Origin of the sequence: Thalassospira sp. MBR-102 (assembly GCF_040549275.1) — a bacterium.
GTDB lineage: Bacteria > Pseudomonadota > Alphaproteobacteria > Rhodospirillales > Thalassospiraceae > Thalassospira > Thalassospira xiamenensis.
The window spans coordinates 133373-150209 of record NZ_JBEPTC010000006.1; the positions used below are offsets into that span (position 1 = coordinate 133373).

14 protein-coding genes are annotated in these 16837 nt (G+C 54.1%); all 14 read left to right on the top strand.

The annotated features are described in order from the left end of the window. Positions 1–230: 230 nt before the first annotated feature. The 14 genes from ABIE64_RS12455 to rpsO all read left to right on the top strand — a co-directional run bounded on the left by ABIE64_RS12455 (position 231) and on the right by rpsO (position 16772). A complete protein-coding gene (locus ABIE64_RS12455) occupies positions 231–740 on the top strand; it encodes an RNA polymerase sigma factor (RefSeq protein WP_065701880.1) in 510 nt (169 codons plus the stop codon). Between the two features lie 104 nt (positions 741–844). After that, on the top strand, positions 845–1771 hold the full coding sequence (locus ABIE64_RS12460; protein WP_063092206.1) for a FecR family protein: 927 nt from the start codon (positions 845–847) through the stop codon (positions 1769–1771). Between the two features lie 195 nt (positions 1772–1966). Beyond that, the gene (locus ABIE64_RS12465) at positions 1967–4693 is read left to right on the top strand and encodes a TonB-dependent receptor (protein ID WP_063092205.1); all 2727 of its coding nucleotides are present in this window, start codon (positions 1967–1969) and stop codon (positions 4691–4693) included. 182 nt (positions 4694–4875) lie between these two features. Next, on the top strand, positions 4876–5604 hold the full coding sequence (locus tag ABIE64_RS12470) for a heme acquisition protein HasA (RefSeq protein ID WP_063092204.1): 729 nt from the start codon (positions 4876–4878) through the stop codon (positions 5602–5604). Between the two features lie 116 nt (positions 5605–5720). Continuing rightward, positions 5721–7469 carry a type I secretion system permease/ATPase gene (locus tag ABIE64_RS12475; protein ID WP_354377597.1) on the top strand — a complete coding sequence of 583 codons (1749 nt, stop codon included), beginning with the start codon at positions 5721–5723 and terminating at the stop codon, positions 7467–7469. Beyond that, positions 7466–8803 carry an HlyD family type I secretion periplasmic adaptor subunit gene (locus ABIE64_RS12480; protein ID WP_037989103.1) on the top strand — a complete coding sequence of 446 codons (1338 nt, stop codon included), beginning with the start codon at positions 7466–7468 and terminating at the stop codon, positions 8801–8803. Before ABIE64_RS12475 ends, ABIE64_RS12480 begins: the two co-directional genes overlap by 4 nt. 100 nt (positions 8804–8903) lie before the next feature. Further along, positions 8904–9506 (top strand): biliverdin-producing heme oxygenase, encoded by a 603-nt coding sequence (locus ABIE64_RS12485; RefSeq protein ID WP_354377598.1) that lies wholly within the window; start codon positions 8904–8906, stop codon positions 9504–9506. 156 nt (positions 9507–9662) lie between these two features. Then, complete coding sequence (rimP, locus tag ABIE64_RS12490; RefSeq protein ID WP_082822658.1) at positions 9663–10202, top strand: ribosome maturation factor RimP; 540 nt, start codon at positions 9663–9665, stop codon at positions 10200–10202. Positions 10203–10211: 9 nt separating this feature from the next. Next, positions 10212–11771 (top strand): transcription termination factor NusA, encoded by a 1560-nt coding sequence (nusA, locus tag ABIE64_RS12495; RefSeq protein WP_037989105.1) that lies wholly within the window; start codon positions 10212–10214, stop codon positions 11769–11771. Between the two features lie 19 nt (positions 11772–11790). Next, entirely contained in the window at positions 11791–12381 is a 591-nt protein-coding gene (locus tag ABIE64_RS12500; RefSeq protein WP_007088418.1) for an RNA-binding protein, read from the top strand. 80 nt (positions 12382–12461) lie between these two features. Continuing rightward, complete coding sequence (gene infB, locus ABIE64_RS12505) at positions 12462–15122, top strand: translation initiation factor IF-2 (protein WP_354377599.1); 2661 nt, start codon at positions 12462–12464, stop codon at positions 15120–15122. Positions 15123–15139: 17 nt separating this feature from the next. Continuing rightward, a complete protein-coding gene (gene rbfA / locus ABIE64_RS12510) occupies positions 15140–15559 on the top strand; it encodes a 30S ribosome-binding factor RbfA (protein ID WP_007088416.1) in 420 nt (139 codons plus the stop codon). Beyond that, the gene (gene truB, locus ABIE64_RS12515) at positions 15559–16485 is read left to right on the top strand and encodes a tRNA pseudouridine(55) synthase TruB (protein ID WP_354377600.1); all 927 of its coding nucleotides are present in this window, start codon (positions 15559–15561) and stop codon (positions 16483–16485) included. The genes rbfA and truB overlap by 1 nt, the downstream gene beginning before the upstream one ends. Before the next feature lie 17 nt (positions 16486–16502). Next, positions 16503–16772 carry a 30S ribosomal protein S15 gene (gene rpsO, locus ABIE64_RS12520; protein ID WP_007088414.1) on the top strand — a complete coding sequence of 90 codons (270 nt, stop codon included), beginning with the start codon at positions 16503–16505 and terminating at the stop codon, positions 16770–16772. Positions 16773–16837: the final 65 nt, after the last annotated feature.

Here is a 16837-nt window from a genome sequence, read left to right on the forward strand (position 1 = left end):
GCACGGTTTTCTATTGTTATCTGACCCGCACCAAAGGCTTTTCGTTGTGTGCGGGTTTTCTTTTGCGTGAACAACATAACGACACAATTTCAATAAGTTGAAATTTTAATTGAGAATGATTGTCATGTGCGATATTTTATGTTGTTCCACTGATATGACATTGTCGCAAAATCGCTTGTGCCAAATGCCGGTAACAACAATTTCTGCGCATAATTCCAAAGGTCCGAACCGTGACACACTGGGATGTCAACATACTGTTCCGAACCTATCGCTCCCGGTTGCTGCATTTTGTGCAGCGGCGGAAGTTGTCGTGGCACATGGCCGACGACATCGTGCAGGATACCTTCCTTCGGGTTGTGACCACACCATCGCTACCCGATCCGCAATTTGCCCAGTCCTATCTTTTTAGGACGGCCCAAAATCTGGTGATCGATCATTTCCGGCGGGAACGAATACTGACCTTCGTTCAGGAACCCGATAAAGCATTTGAATTCGTTGCCGATGACGCTCCGTCCCCCGAACAGATCGCATGGTCTCGGCAGGAATTGCGCCATCTACAGGCTTCACTGAATGCTTTGCCAAAAAACCTTCGGACTGTTTTCATTCTTGCCCGGCTTGAAGGCAAAACATACGTCGAAATCGGTGAACAACTTGGCATTCCAACACAAACCGCGTTTAGCCGCATGGTCCGTGCCCTGACACTTGTCAAAGAGGCAATGGATAAATCGGAAAAAATTTGAATGTCAGATCAGAAATATGCGCTTCAGGTTCGTCCCAATAGTGAGGGTGTTTGTGTGATACGCCCAAACACCATCTGATCAATGACGCACGGAACCCGGCATTCATGGCTATGACAGGTGAAAATCACCTTGCAAATCTGCCCGATACGGTTTCGGAGCAGGCGATCTATTGGTTTGCACTGTTGCTTGATGGCAGTGAAACCGAAGAAGACCGTCGGGCATTCGCCCGCTGGGTCGAGGCTGATGCGGCGCATCTTGAGGCCTTTGGAGAGATAGAAAGGCTTTGGAGTGGCAGTACTAGCCTTAATCTTTCAACAGGCAATAAGGTCGGTCGACGTGCCTTTATGACGGGAACGGCGGCAGCGCTTGTCATCAGTGCGGGTTGGGCATTCTCCCCGCGTCACCCTTTTGCCGATATCCGGACTGTAACCGGCGAACGGCATAGTTTTTCCCTTCCCGGCGGTGTTGAGGCCGAACTGGCGAGCGATACCGTTATGTCCTACGTCGCGCGTGACGGGATAAACGGTGTCGAACTCCATAGCGGCGAAGCATGGTTCAATCATTCGGCAACAGGCAACGCCTTTTTTGTTGCTGCTGCCCATGGCGCAAGCTGGTCGTGGGGCGGAAGGCTCGACGTGGCTGCTTATGATGGGGGTGTCACGGTAATCGCCGAACAAAATCCGTTGATTGTTCGTGTTGGCGGCGCGCAAACCCAAGTGGCTGCGGGAAATGCCGTGCGCTATCGAGATGTGCAAATCGGGCGGCCTTACGAGGTTGATCTTTCGGCAGAGCTGGCCTGGCGGAACGGCCAGCTCGTCTTTATGGGGAGGCCGCTCGGCGAAGTCGTTCGCGTTTTGCAGCGCTGGCAGAACGGCAAGATCATGATCATCGGCGAAGAACTCAAATCCCGCCCGGTAACCCTTGTGGTCGACCTTGAACGGTTAAAGGATGTTCTGCCGGTTCTGGCTCGTGTTCTGTCGATCAATGTGCATCGGTTTACAGATTACCTGACGGTCATTCGCGCCGCCTGACCCTCTCAAACTCCAAAATCACCAATCGATATGATCCTTCGGTTCGGTCAGAATATTTTGATAATAAAAATTATTATCAAAAAATGCAATGAATATCAGATATCTGAATTTCAGCCTCGTCTAACTGAGTAACGAAATAATGAATGAGACGCAATCTCATTCATATATGCATTCGTGACTCAGGAGACAAAAAGAATGCTCTCGAACGGGGTGGGTCGCATTGTCGACACCAACAAAATAATTCGTAAATCCAGTACACCTATTGGGGGTGTTCGCACAATTGCCCTGACAGCCGTTGGCAGTGGCATGATTGCTTTGATGCCGCTTGCCGTGGGGGCTCAAACCCGGGGCGCAGAAATATTGCAACAGGCTAACAAGGCTGAAATTGCGCAGGTCGCTGAAGAGGGCGTGACCTTGTCAAATGATATGCTCTCATTTGATATATCCGCACAACCGCTTGCCATGGCATTGGTCAATTTTTCGCGTGTATCGGGGATCGATGTTGCCGTGGACGGGACATTGCCCGACGGTACACAAAGCGTTGCCGTCCAGGGGAATATGACGGCTGGCGCAGCCCTTGATCGCATGTTGTCGCAAAGCGGTTTGATCTGGAATGCCGTCAATCCGACAACCATTTCCATCATTGATCCTGTACGGGAAGATGCCGGTAACGCCTCAATCATAACTGTTCCGGTCACCGTAACGGCGACTGAAAGGGCGCTTGGTCCTAATGGGGTACCGGACAAAGTGTATGAAACGCCGGGCTCGGTAGCGGTAATTACCCAGGAAAGTATGCGAAAGTCGCCCGTACGCGAAGCGCGCGAGATTTTCAACAATGTTGCCGGTGTGGATATTTCCAATGACGCGCGTGACCCCGGTTTGACAGTCAACGTTCGCGGTCAGCAGGAAATGGGGCGTGTGAACGTCAATATCGACGGCGCGCGTCAGAACTATAATCAGATGACACATGGCACATCTTCTCGTGTGTATCTGGACCCTGCTTTGTTGGCAGAAGTGGAGATCGAGAAATCCAATCTCAACCAGAATGGTGGTGCCGGGTCTTCTGCAGGTATCGTCACAATGCGTACCCTCAATACACAAGACATTCTTGATGATGGCGAAAAATGGGGCGGCAAGGTAAATGTCAGCCACGGCACGAATGATTACGAATTTGCGGGCGATGCTGCTGGAGGTGTTAGGCTTGCGCCAAGGTTTGACATCTCAGCCGCGGTAAGCCGGAAGGTCATTGGTGACTATAGTCCGGGGAAACGCAATCCAGCCCTGTTTACTGACGGAAACGGCAATTATCACGATGTACACAGTTCCAGACCTGAATACACTTTCCTTCGCCAGACATCCGGTTTGGTGAAAGCCAATGTCCATCTTACAGATGATCAGGAACTGAATCTTGGGTATGTTGGCTCAAAAAGCAATTACACCAAAACCAACGACGTCACGAATACAAGACCGGATCTGAACGAAACCAAAACCCATACCCTGACCGCCAAGCACAACTGGAATCCGTCGACTGATTTGGTCGATCTGGATACGCACGTTTATTGGACCCGAACAGAAAGTAACCAATACAGGCCAACCAGATTTAACACCAGTGGATCAGTTAGCCAGAACCCCTACGACACGGACTATACGCTTGATACGACAGGGCTTGATTTGGCCAACAGTAGCAAGTTCGAGCTATATTCAGTGGGTGATGGCCTGAGCAAGGTTAGCTTTGACTATGGTACCGAGTTCTTTCACGACAGGGCAAAGACAACCTCTGAGGTCGAGGACCTTGGAGGATCAGGTTCTGCCTATCAGGCAGAAGGAACAACCCCATCCGGGGAGCGTGATGTTTATGGTGGACATGTAACGGCGACGTATGGCTGGAACGACGTGTTTCAAATCAGTGGTGGTTTTCGCTACGACCGTTACGAATTGACAGGTGACTCGTATTGGTGTGAAGCGTTACCCGGTGGTTTTACATCACAGCAGTGCGGAAGCGGCAATGACGTACCTTTGGACGTTGATTTGTCGGAGGACCGGGTTTCGCCGTCTTTTGGTGCAAGCGTGACGCCATTCCCCGGTCTGCAATTCTTTGCCAACTATCGCGAAAACCTGCGGGCGCCGACAGTTATGGAAGCCATGTTCAAGGGCATGCATATCGGTGATCAGCCGGTTACCTATTTTTCGAACGCCAATCTCAAGGCTGAGGAAGTTGAAACCAAGGAAGTTGGTGTCAACTTCATGTTCGATAACGTCATAAAGCAGGGCGATGGATTCAGAGCCAAACTGTCCTACTACCGTTCAACAATCGATAATTATACGACTGTTGGTTTCGTGCCTTTGCCCTCACTGCCGTCAGTGAACTGGCCATCGGTTGGGGCGGGCATGGTCAACCTTAGTGACCCTGTCTATATGACCGGTACGGAGCTTGAGGCCTTCTATGATGCTGGTGAGTACTATTTTGGCGGTACGTTGACGACATCGGACATTGATCTGATCGGGAATTATAATCAGTTCATTCTTGATACCACCTATTCTACTGCAGCGCAGAACGCAGCTACTTACGGTACAGTTGGCGGATTGTTTGGCATTTATGCGCCGCCCAAACGCAAATACACGCTTGACGGCGGGTTCCGTCTTTTCGATCAGGATCTTGTCTTGGGAATGCGGGCGACATTCGTTTATCCGGAAGAAAACTATGGTTCCCAGGTCGGGTCGGTAAGTCTCTCGACCGTTGGTGGCGAATATTACAAGTACCGCGTATTCGACTTTTACAGTTCCTATGACATCAACGATGCCGTGAAACTGCGGTTCGCCGTCAATAACCTGTTCGATGAGGGATATGTTCAAGGAAGCGGGGGAACGTATGCTCCGGCACCGGGACGTACCGCGATCATCAGTCTCAGCGGCAACTTCTAGGCCGCTTAAAAGGAAAAATGCCAATCACCGGTCAGGTCATCGACCTGACCGGATAGGTTTGTCTTTCTTTCAACTAAGTATTTGATTTTAAACATTATTTTGTTGACTCATGATGATAATAATAGTCATCCTCATCATGTTGCTCCAATGGTTGGGGCGGAAACAAACCAGGAGATGTCTAAATGACTATTACAATTGATCTGAACGCAGATGGTTCCGGAAACGGTGTTGATCTGCATGGTCTGTTGGAAGATTTCGACGCCAACTTTTCCAAGGGATTGTTCAACTACGGCGAGTTTCTGAATGGTGGGCTCTTTGACGGTCCGCAATACTATCTCAGCGATGAAGACAGTTCATCAAGCTACACCGATGGCTTCCTTGCAACGACCGGTGGCGGAGATGACTTCACCTATGACATCAGCACCCATCAGATTGTCGGAAATCTTGATCAGCTTTCATTCGGGGAAACGTTGGTTCAGGATTCTAGCGGCGACTACAATCTTAGCGACTCGTCGGTCGATATTTCTGGCCTTGACCTCAGCAGCAGCAAGACTGGTATGGTCCTGACCGCGCTTTTTGGTGGTGACAGTTCAGAATTGCAGTCTGTTTTTGCCTCCGAAGGTGTCGAAATCAACGGCAGTTCCGGCGCGGATGTGATCGGCGGTTTTGCAGGTGACGACGTCCTGACTGGCAATGGCGGGGCAGACACTTTCGAGTTCGATACTTCGGCATCGTTCGGTGATGACACCGTTACCGACTTCACCGATGGCACCGATCTTCTCGATATCGATTACAACTCGGTCACGATTGGAGATGATGGTGCTGGCAATGCGCTCATTACCCATGCCAACGGCACCATCACCCTGACTGGTGTTGACTTCAACGACCTTGACGCAAGCGACTTCGTTTAACGAAGACGGCCCGCTCCGCAGGCGGCGGAACGGGCACAAGGTCTTTGATTGCAGGGCACCGCGGAACAGCGGTGCCCACCTCATCCTATCTTTTTCTTTTCCGGAATGGAAACAGCGTGTTCGAACAGGTCCATTCGCAACATTTGTCCAAATCGTCCGTATTCTCGCCGTTGGCGGCCGCCATTCGATCCGTGCGCGGAGCGTTCCTGTCGGTCGCGGCGTTAAGCGGCGTGTCAAATATCCTGATGCTGACTGGGCCGCTTTTCATGCTGCAGGTTTATGATCGGGTTCTGGCGAGCCGCAGTGTGCCGACGCTGGTCGCGCTCGTTGTTCTGATGCTGGCGCTATACATGTTTCTGGGAACTGTCGATGCGCTTCGGGCGCGGATGCTGGTGCGGATTGGCTGGCGGGTGGATGAGCAAGTTGTGCCGATGGCACTGGCAACTACCCTCGATCAGGCGCTGCGAAATGATAATGCAACCTTAAGGCCGCTCAACGATCTTGATCAAATCCGACAGTTTCTGGGTGGTGCGGGTCCTATTGCGATTTGCGATATGCCTTGGATGCCGCTGTTTCTGGGGATCGTTTTTGCTTTTCATCCCTGGCTTGGTTTTCTTGCCCTTATTGGCGGTATCATTCTGGTGATTTTGACATTGATCAGCGAGCTTGCCACCCGTCGCCAGGTTGAACGGATGAACCGCCAAGCCGTTTCACGTGCAAATCTTGTCGAAGCTGGGCGTCGAAATGCCGAAGCCATTCGCGCGATGGGCATGCTGGCGAGTTTCACGGACTATTGGGCACGTCTGAATGACAGGTATTTACGCGACAATACCGGTGTCGGTGACGTCAATTCGACCTTCTCGGCCTATATCAAGGTCATTCGCCTTGCGATGCAGTCCGGCGTTCTGGCACTTGGTGCGTATCTGGCGATCCTGCAGGAAGTCACACCGGGTGTGATGGTTGCCGCCTCAATCCTGACAGCACGAGCATTGTCCCCGGTCGAACAGGCGATTGGCAACTGGCGCGGATTTGTTGGTGCCCGTCAATCGCGACAACGTCTTGAACGCTGCTTTGCCGACACACAAAAAACGTCTGAACGCCTCGAACTGCCTGCCCCGCAACAAAGCCTGCATGTTTCCAATCTGATCGTTCGGGCCCCTGCAAAGCGGGTGGAAGGAAAGCTGGCCGCACCGGGGCGCGTATTGCTGCGCATCAACGACGTGCTCCTGAAAGCAGGCGACGGGCTTGGCATTATTGGGCCAAGCGGATCGGGGAAATCGACATTCGGTCGCGCACTGGTCGGGATTGGTGCGATCCATAATGGCACCATCCGCCTGGATGGGGCGGAGCTTGATCACTGGGAGCCGGATCGGCTGGGGGCGCATGTCGGTTATTTGCCGCAGGACGTCGATCTGTTTGACGATACTGTTGCCCGCAATATTGCGAGGCTACGTAGCGATGTGGACTCTGCGGCAATCGTTAAGGCCGCGCAATTGGCCGGGGTGCATGACATGGTCCTGTCTCTGCCCAAGGGATATGACACGCCGATCGGAAGTGGCGGGCTTATTTTGTCGGGTGGGCAACGCCAACGGATCGGGCTGGCGCGTGCCCTGTTTGGTGATCCGTTCCTGATTGTCCTTGATGAACCCAATTCCAGTCTCGACAGTGCCGGGGAACAGGCCCTGATCGAAGCGGTCCGTCTGGCCCGGCAACGCGGGGCGATTGTTGTCATGATTGCCCATCGCCCCGGCGCACTGGCAACGGTCAATCTGGCGATGGTTATTAAGGATGGACGCCAGATTGCCTTTGGTGCGCGTGACGACATTCTGCGCAAAACCATGCGTCAGGTCGGAGAAAGCGCATGAGCCGAAAAAAGTCGCACACGTCGTCAAAAACTCCATTCGCCAGCCCTGCAATGCATAGTTTGCGTCGACATACCCTGTTTGGCGTATCCGTGATGCTGGCATTGTTTGCTGGTCTGGGAAGCTGGATGGCGTTGGCCAATCTTTCCGGGGCGGTGGTTGCCACCGGCAAACTGGTGGTCGAAAGCAATGTCAAGGATGTGCAGCACCCTGACGGAGGCATTATTGGTGAAATCCACGTGCGTGACGGGGATCGGGTGCAGGCCGGTGATCTTCTGATCCGGCTGGACGATACGATGGCACGCGCAAGCCTTGGCATTGTCGATAGCCAGATCGATGCCTTGCGGGCGCGCAAAATGCGTCTGGTTGCTGAACGGAACGAAGCGAAAATCGTTGCCGTGCCCGATTTGTTCGCGGCCCGTATGCAGGACCTGGCAATCGTTGAGCTGGTTGCGGCCGAGACAAAACTATTCGAAGCAAGGCGTAAAAGTCTGGAGGGTGAAAAGGCCCAGCTTGAGCAAAAACTGTTGCAGCTTTCGGAGACGATCATCGGGCTTGAGGCCCAGAAAGCTGCCAATGAAGAAGAAAGCCGCCATATTCGCGATGAACTTGACGGGCTTGAAATGCTTTACAAAAAGCAGCTTGTACCGATTACCCGTGTTGCGGCATTGCGTCGTGAACGCGCCAGTCTGAGGGGCAAACACGGGGAGTTGACGGCACAGATTGCCGCGACCGGCATGCAAATCTCGGAAACAGAAATGTCGATCCTGCAGCTTGACCGGAACCGCCAAACCGAAGTCCTGACGGAACTGGGTGACATTGATCAACAATTGGCTGAATTGATGCAAAAGCAGGTTGCGTTGCGCGATCAACTGCGTCGTGTCGACATCCGTGCCCCCTATGACGGGACGGTCTATCAGATGACGGTACATACGATTGGCGGCGTGGTTGCGGGCGGGGACCGGATCATGGGGATTGTGCCTGATCAGGATGAGCTGGTGATCGAAGCCCGAACCAACCCGCGCGATATTGACCAGGTCCATCCAGGGCAAAAGGCGATGCTGCGTTTTACTGCCTTTAATCAGCGCACAACGCCGGAACTTTCCGGGACGGTGTCCTTTGTGGCAGCGGACCTGTCACGCGATGAACTGACAGGCGAAACCTACTATAATGTCCGGGTGAAAATTGCCGGTGGCGAGATGGAAAAACTTGATGGGCAAGGTCTGATGCCCGGCATGCCGGTTGAAACCTTTATCGCAACGGGGGATCGCACCGCACTTAGCTATCTTGCCAAACCGCTTACCGATCAGTTTGCCCGCGCGTTCCGCGAAGAATAATTTTTCACCGGTTTCGGATATCGAACGCCCCGAATCGTTTCTGCTTTGAAGGGCTGCGAATTCATGCGGCATTTGCGGACAGGGACGAAAGGTAATCGGGATGGCTTTGGATATAACAGCAGACGGTGTGATAAAAACCCGCCTTCAGAACCTCAAACAGGCAACAACCGGCGACCATCAGCACATCGATGACATGGTGATGGAAATGGCACCGTTTGAAAGCCGAGATAACTACGCCCGGTTTGTCGGGATGCAGTATGTGTTTCACCGCGCTGTAAAACCGCTTTATGACGCCAGTGACCTGAACGACCTGATACCCGGGCTTTCGATGCGCAGTCGGTTCAATCATGTCTGTGCAGATCTTGCAGACCTGCAATGCAGCCTACCTGAAAATACCAAACCATTTCCTGTTCCCCAAACCGGAATGGGTCGTCTGGGATGGTTATATGTTTGTGAAGGTTCGTCGCTTGGGGCGGCATTTTTGCTGAAAGCAGCCGGAAATATCGGGCTGAATGCCGAGTTTGGTGCCCGTCATCTGGCTGGGCACGAAGACGGTCGCGGCAAGCATTGGCGCGAATTTGTTGATCAGGTCAATGGCTTGGCTTTAAGCGCTAAACAAGAACAGGAAGTGATTGATGGTGCTATTGCTGCCTTTGACTTTTTCCGAACCCTTTTGATCGAAGATCGCAAGCTTGCCGCATAGGCGCAAATCCCTTGGTTGAAAGGCTTGCAGAGACAGGATCGTGACTTGATTTCTGGCAAAGTCGGCTGTATAAAGCCGCCAAGCTTTTTGTAAATTCTGACAAAGAGTGGGCCCTTCGCCCGCTCTTTTGTGCTTTTTGGGGTATGGCATCGCTATATGGCTGAGCTGATCGGACAACAGTTGAAAGACCCGCTGATGATGCGGATCACGGAGATTATCGAGCCGTCGATCAATGCGCTGGGTTTCGAACTGGTACGTGTGTCCATGATGGGCAAGGACAGCAATGTCTTGCAGATCATGGCAGATCGTGCGGATGGCAACGGCAGCATCAATGTTGAAGATTGCGCCGAAATCAGCCGTACCGTCTCTGCCCTGATGGATGTCGAGGATCCGATTTCCGGGGCTTATCACCTTGAAGTCAGTTCACCGGGTATTGACCGCCCGCTGACCCGTGCCAAGGACTTTGATGTCTGGCGCGGGTTCGAGGCAAAGGTCGAGCTGGTGATGGCCCAGAATGGCCGTCGCCGTTTCAGCGGAAAGCTGGATGGAGTTGAGGATGATGCGGTCGCCCTGATTGTCGATGGCGAACGTGAATTGTTGCCGTTGGCCGATATCGCAAAGTCGAAATTGGTGCTGACGGATGAATTGATCGCGCATGTCACCGGCAAGGGCCGGTCTGACGAAAACGCAGAATAGAGGTTGGATATGGAAGCAACTTCGGGAATGCCGCGGCCAGAACTTTTGCAGGTTGCAGATGCCGTTGCCCGTGAAAAGGGCATTGATCGTGATGAAGTTCTTGGCGCAATGGAACAGGCCATCCAAAAGGCCGGCCGTTCCAGATATGGCCACGAGCATGACATCCGTGCCCATATCGACCGTAAAACCGGTGAAATCAAGCTGGCCCGTTTCATCGAGGTCACGGATGATATCGAAAACGACTTCACCCAGATGTCGCTGGAACAGGCGCGTATTCGCAACGAAAATATCCAGCTTGGTGAATTCCTGATTGATCCGCTGCCGCCGATCGATTTCGGACGTATTGCTGCACAGACCGCAAAACAGGTTATCGTGCAGAAGGTTCGTGATGCGGAACGTGAACGTCAGTTCGAAGAATATAAAGACCGTGCCGGTGAAGTGATCAACGGCGTCGTCAAACGAGTCGAGTTTGGTAATGTTCTGGTCGATATGGGCCGTGCAGAAGCCATTCTGCGCCGCGAAGAACTGATCCCGCGTGAAACTGTCCGTCAGGGTGATCGCGTTCGTGCGCTGATCCTTGATGTGCGTCGCGAACAGCGTGGGCCGCAGATCTTCCTGTCGCGTACCCATCCGACTTTCATGGCAAAACTGTTTGCCCAGGAAGTCCCGGAAATCTACGATGGTATTATCGAAATCAAATCGGTTGCCCGTGATCCGGGGTCGCGCGCCAAGATTTCCGTTCAGTCGTCGGATAACTCGATCGACCCGGTCGGGGCATGTGTCGGTATGCGTGGTTCGCGCGTGCAGGCTGTTGTTGGCGAACTTCAGGGCGAAAAAATCGACATCATCCAGTGGTCGGAAGACCCGGCAACCTTCGTTGTGAACGCATTGGCTCCGGCTGAGGTCACCAAGGTTGTTCTTGATGAAGAAACCAATCGTATCGAGGTTGTCGTTCCCGACGATCAACTGAGCCTGGCCATTGGCCGTCGTGGTCAGAATGTGCGTCTGGCGTCCCAGCTGACCGGATGGGATATTGATATCCTGACCGAGGAAGACGAAAGCGAACGTCGCCAGGAAGAAGCCCGTAAACGGGCGGAGATGTTCATCAAGGCACTTGATGTTGATGAAGTCATTGCCCATCTTCTGGTCGCCGAAGGCTTTACCTCGATCGAGGAAGTCGGTTACGTGCCGTTGGCCGAACTGGCAGAGATCGAAGGTTTCGAAGAAGAAATCGCCGAAGAGCTGCGCACGCGCGCTCGTAACTTCCTTGCCGAAGAAGCCGAACGCCTTCAGAAGCGTCGTGAAGAGCTTAAGGTTGCCGATGACCTCGTCGAATTTGGCGGACTGTCGCTGGCCGTTGTTGTTCGCCTGGGCGAGAACGATGTCAAAACCCTTGAGGACTTCGCGGATCTCGCAAGCGACGAGCTGATCGAATATGTCGGTGATGCGGACAACATGACCATGGATCAGGCCAATGACCTGATCATGGACGCGCGTCGTCAGCTTGGCTGGTTCGAAGGACTTGAAGAAGAAGTTTCCGAAGATGCCGAAGAAGGCGAAGACGCCTGAGGGCTGATCGGAGGACGCCATGTCGCACCGTAAAGGCGGCAAGGTAGCCGAGGTTCCGGAACGCCGGTGTATCGTCACCGGCGAAGTCCGGCCTAAGGAAGACCTTCTCAGGGTTGTGATCGGACCGGATGATTCGGTTGTTCCCGACCTTGAGGAACGGTTGCCTGGACGGGGATTATGGTTGTGCCCGTCGCGGGATGTGATAAATACCGCCTGTGCAAAAAATGCCTTTGCCAAGGCGGCGCGGCAAAAAGTCGTGATTGATCCTGCGCTGGCAGACCGGATCGAGAAGCTTTTGCTTCAGAAAAGCCTCGATCTGCTGTCGCTTGCGCGCAGAGCCGGTCAGGCGGTTGCCGGTTATGAAAAAGTCCGGGCCCAGATTGACGAGGGCGCGGCAATGATATTGGCAGCCCGAGATGGTGCTGCGGACGGAAAATCCAAGATCGAGGCGAAAGCCCGGGATCTGCCGATTTATACCGTTCTGGATGCTGCCGAGATTGGCGCGGCCTTTGGCCGCGAAAAAGCAGTACATGTGGCTGTTGCGCCAGGTGGACTGGCAAAACAGTTAAGTCGCTCGCTTAGGCGGCTAGAAGGATTTCGCGCGGTCTGAAGGCAGGCTTGCGCAGGACGGACAGGACAGGACAGGCAAAGGATGCCGGTCCCGCAGGAAATGAGGAAGTTGGACGGATTATGAGTGATCGCGATCAGGAGAAGAAACCGCTGAGCCTCAACAGATCGAAACTTGAACTGAGCAAGACGGTCGAGGCTGGGCAGGTACGGCAAAGCTTCTCGCATGGACGGTCCAAATCTGTGACTGTCGAAGTGCGCAAGAAGCGGACTTTCGAAAAGAACGAATCCGGCCGCTTCCGTGAAGTGAAGAAGGATGCGGTTGCTGAACAGCAGCAGCAACCTGCCGCACCGGCGCCGGCAGCAAAACCCGAACCGGTTGCCAAACCGGAACCGGTTGAAGACCACGGCAATCTTACCGATAGCGAGCGTGCAGCACGCATGGCTGCCCTGAAAGCAGCCGAAGAGCGCCGCAAGCAGGAAGAAGCCGAAGCAGCCCTACGTGCCGCTGAGGAAAGCAAGCGCAAGGCAGAAGAAGCCGAACGTCGTAAACAGGAAGAGGACGAAGCAGCAAAAGCTGCTGCGGCAGAAACCCCTGTGCTGGAAAAGGATGCCCCGGTTTCTGTAGAAGAAGTCGAGAAAGCCCTTGAAGCATCGACGACCAAAGGCAAATCCAAACCGAAGCCTGCTGCTGTTGCCAAGAAACAGGAAGAAATCATTCCTGGCGAACCGGCAGAACCGCTGGTTCCAGAAGAACGCCGTCGTGCCGATCCGTCCACCGTCAAGCCGAAAAGCCGCAAGGAACTGGACGAGGAAGAAGCCCGTACCGCAGCCGCACGCAAACGCGCCGAAGAAGAAGCTCTTGGCCGTGCCGCGCGTACGAAGGGTGACGAAGGTCGCCGTCGTGGTAAGCTTTCGATCAATAATGCGATGACCGGCGACGAAGGTGGCCGTCGTCGTTCGATGGCCTCGATCAAGCGTCAGCAGGCAAAAGCAAAGGCCCGTATGCAGGGTCAGCAGAAGCCGAAAGAGAAAATCGTGCGTGATGTTATCGTTCCGGACGTTATTACCGTTCAGGAACTTGCCAACCGTATGGCTGAACGTGCTGCCGACGTCATCAAGTGCCTGATGGGCCTTGGCGTTATGGCAACCATTAACCAAAGCCTTGATCCCGATACCGCACAGCTGGTTGTCGAGGAATTCGGCCATAAGATGAAACGCGTTTCGGATGCCGATGTTGAAGAAGCGCTGGTCAGTGCCGTTGACAATGAAGATCAGCTGATCGGTCGTCCGCCGGTTGTGACCGTCATGGGTCACGTTGACCATGGTAAAACCTCGTTGCTCGATGCCCTGCGAAAAACGGACGTTGTCAGTGGCGAAGCTGGCGGCATCACCCAGCATATCGGTGCCTATCAGGTGACGATGGAAACCGGATCGAAGATTACCTTCATCGATACCCCGGGCCACGCTGCCTTCACGGAAATGCGTTCGCGCGGTGCCAAGGTTACCGACATCGTCGTTCTGGTTGTTGCTGCTGACGACTCGGTCATGCCGCAGACGATCGAAGCCATCAGCCATGCGAAAGCAGCCGGTGTGCCGATGATCATTGCGATCAACAAGATCGACAAACCGGGTGCAAACCCGTCGAAGGTTAAAACCGAACTGCTTCAGCACGAAGTCGTCGTGGAGGAAATGGGCGGTGAAGTTCAGTGTCTTGAAGTTTCCGCCAAACAGGGCCTTGGCCTGACCGAGCTGGAAGAAGCCATTCTGCTTCAGGCCGAGGTTCTTGACCTTAAAGCCAACCCGGCACGTGTTGCTGACGGTGTTGTCGTTGAAGCCCGCATGGAAAAAGGTCGCGGCCCGGTTGCCACGGTTCTGGTTCAGCGCGGTACGCTTAAAAACGGTGATATCTTTGTTACGGGTGCCGAGTGGGGCCGCGTTCGTGCGTTGGTCAACGATCATGGCGTTCGCATCGAAGAAGCCATTCCGGGCATGCCGGTCGAAGTAACCGGTCTGAACGGTGTGCCGTCTGCCGGTGATGACTTCGTCGTTGTCGAAAACGAAGCCAAAGCGCGTGAGATTTCCGACTATCGTCAGCGTCGCATCCGTGAAACGCAGGCTGCTGCGATGAAGAAATCGGCACTTGAGAACATGTTCTCAAGCTCGGGCGACGTCAAGGAACTGCCGATCCTTATCAAAGGTGACGTGCAGGGTTCTGTCGAAGCGCTTATCGGTACCCTGCAGAAGCTGGGTAACGAGGAAGTCAGTGTACGCGTCCTGCATAGCGGCGTTGGCGGAATCAACGAGTCCGATGTCACGCTGGCGCGTGCGTCGAATGCGCTGATCATCGGCTTTAACGTGCGTGCCAATCAGCAGGCCCGTGAACAGTCCCGTCGCGACAATGTCGACATTCGTTATTATTCGATCATCTATGATGTTGCAGACGACATCAAAAAGATGCTGTCGGGCATGCTGTCGCCGGAAGTTCGCGAGAAGTTCCTGGGGTACGCAGAAATACGCGACATCTTTACCATCTCGGGCAACAAGATTGCCGGTTGTATGGTTACCGAGGGTACCGTCAAGCGTGGTGCGGGCGTTCGCCTGCTTCGCGACAACGTCGTGATCCATTCGGGCGAGCTGTCGACACTGCGTCGCTTCAAGGATGAAGTAAAAGAAGTCCGCGAGGGCTATGAATGTGGCATGTCATTCGCCAAGTATAATGACCTGCAGGTCGGCGATATGATCGAGTGCTTCGAGCAGGAGGAAATCGCCGTCGAACTTTAAGACGGTGGATTGACGATATGGCGAAGCAACCGGCCAAAGCACCAAGTCAGCGACAGTTGCGCGTGGCGGAGGAAATCCGCCAAGCCCTGTCGCAGGCACTTGAGCGCGGAGATATTTATGACCCGGACCTGACCCGGCGCCCGGTAACCATTACCGGCGTCAGTTTGAGCCCGGATATGCGCAATGCCATGGTATCCTTTACGCCGCTTGGCGGGGGCGAGGCGGAAACCTCGCTTAAGGCGCTAACGCGGCAGAAGGGCCATTTGCGTACCCATGTGGCGCGTACGGTTCATATGAAATACGTACCGGCGTTGCGTTTTGTGGAAGACAAAAGTTTCGATGTCGCCGACCATATCGGTGCCCTCCTGCGTGACCCGCATGTCGCACAGGATCTTGCGGCGGACCGGTCGGACGACCATGAGAATGAGGACGACTGATGGCGCGTCGGCGTCGCGGTAGAAGCATCAATGGCTGGCTGGCAGTCGACAAGCCCTTGGAAATCACCTCTTCGACGGTGGTCAATCAGGTGCGTCGTCTGCTTGATGCGGCAAAGGCCGGTCACGGCGGGACACTTGACCCATTGGCGAGTGGTGTCCTGCCTATTGCATTTGGCGAGGCGACAAAAACGGTTGCCTATGTCATGGATGGCAGCAAAAGTTATCGTGTGACGCTTAAATTCGGCGAAGCACGCAGCACCGACGATGCAGAGGGCGAGGTTACGGCCACCTCGGATCATCGTCCGGATGCAGACGAAATAAAGGCCGTGCTGAGTGAGTTTATTGGCGAAATCCAGCAGGTGCCGCCAAAGTTTTCGGCGATCAAGGTTAATGGCAAGCGTGCCTATGATCTTGCCCGTCGCGATGAAGACGTGGTGCTTAAACCGCGTCCGATTCTGATCAAGGATCTTCGACTGGTCGATATGCCGGATCGCGATCATGCCGTTCTCGAAGTTGTTTCGGGCAAAGGGGCATATATGCGGTCTTTGGCGCGCGATATTGCGCTGCGCCTGGGTTCTGTCGGCCATATATCCGCCCTTCGCCGCACGTCGGCGGGGCCGTTTCCTGAAACGAGTTCCATTCCGCTTGCGGAGTTGCTTGAAATGGATCCGGATGCGGTGTTGGAGAAATTGCTTCCGGTCGAGACCGCGCTGGACGACATCCCGGCGCTGGCCCTGACCGAAGTCGAGGCGCAGCGGCTATCGAGTGGGCAACCTGTCGGGTTGTTGCCGGTGGCAAAACGCAGTGCCCTCGAAACCCCCGTCGTGCAGGACGATATCGTCTGCGCCATGCTCCATGACCGCGCGGTTGCGTTGGCGGAGATAAGTGGCGGCGAAATCCGGCCTGTACGTGTTTTTAATCTCTAAAGGCGAAAGGATGCCTGATGTCGATTACTGCTGAACGCAAAGCTGAGCTGATCAAAGAATACGCTCAGAAAGACGGTGACACCGGTTCCCCCGAAGTCCAGGTTGCAATCCTGACCGAGCGGATCAAGAACCTGACCGAACACATGAAAGAACATAACCACGACTTCCATAGCCGTCGTGGTCTTCTTATGATGGTTGGCCAGCGCCGTCGTCTGCTGAAGTACCTGCAGCGCAAAGACCAGTCGCGTTACGAGACCGTTATCGAACGCCTCGGTATTCGCCGCTGATATCGAACTGCGGCGGAGGTGGTTGATCCCCTCCGCCGTCGTTTTTTTAATGTCCCGAGCGGATC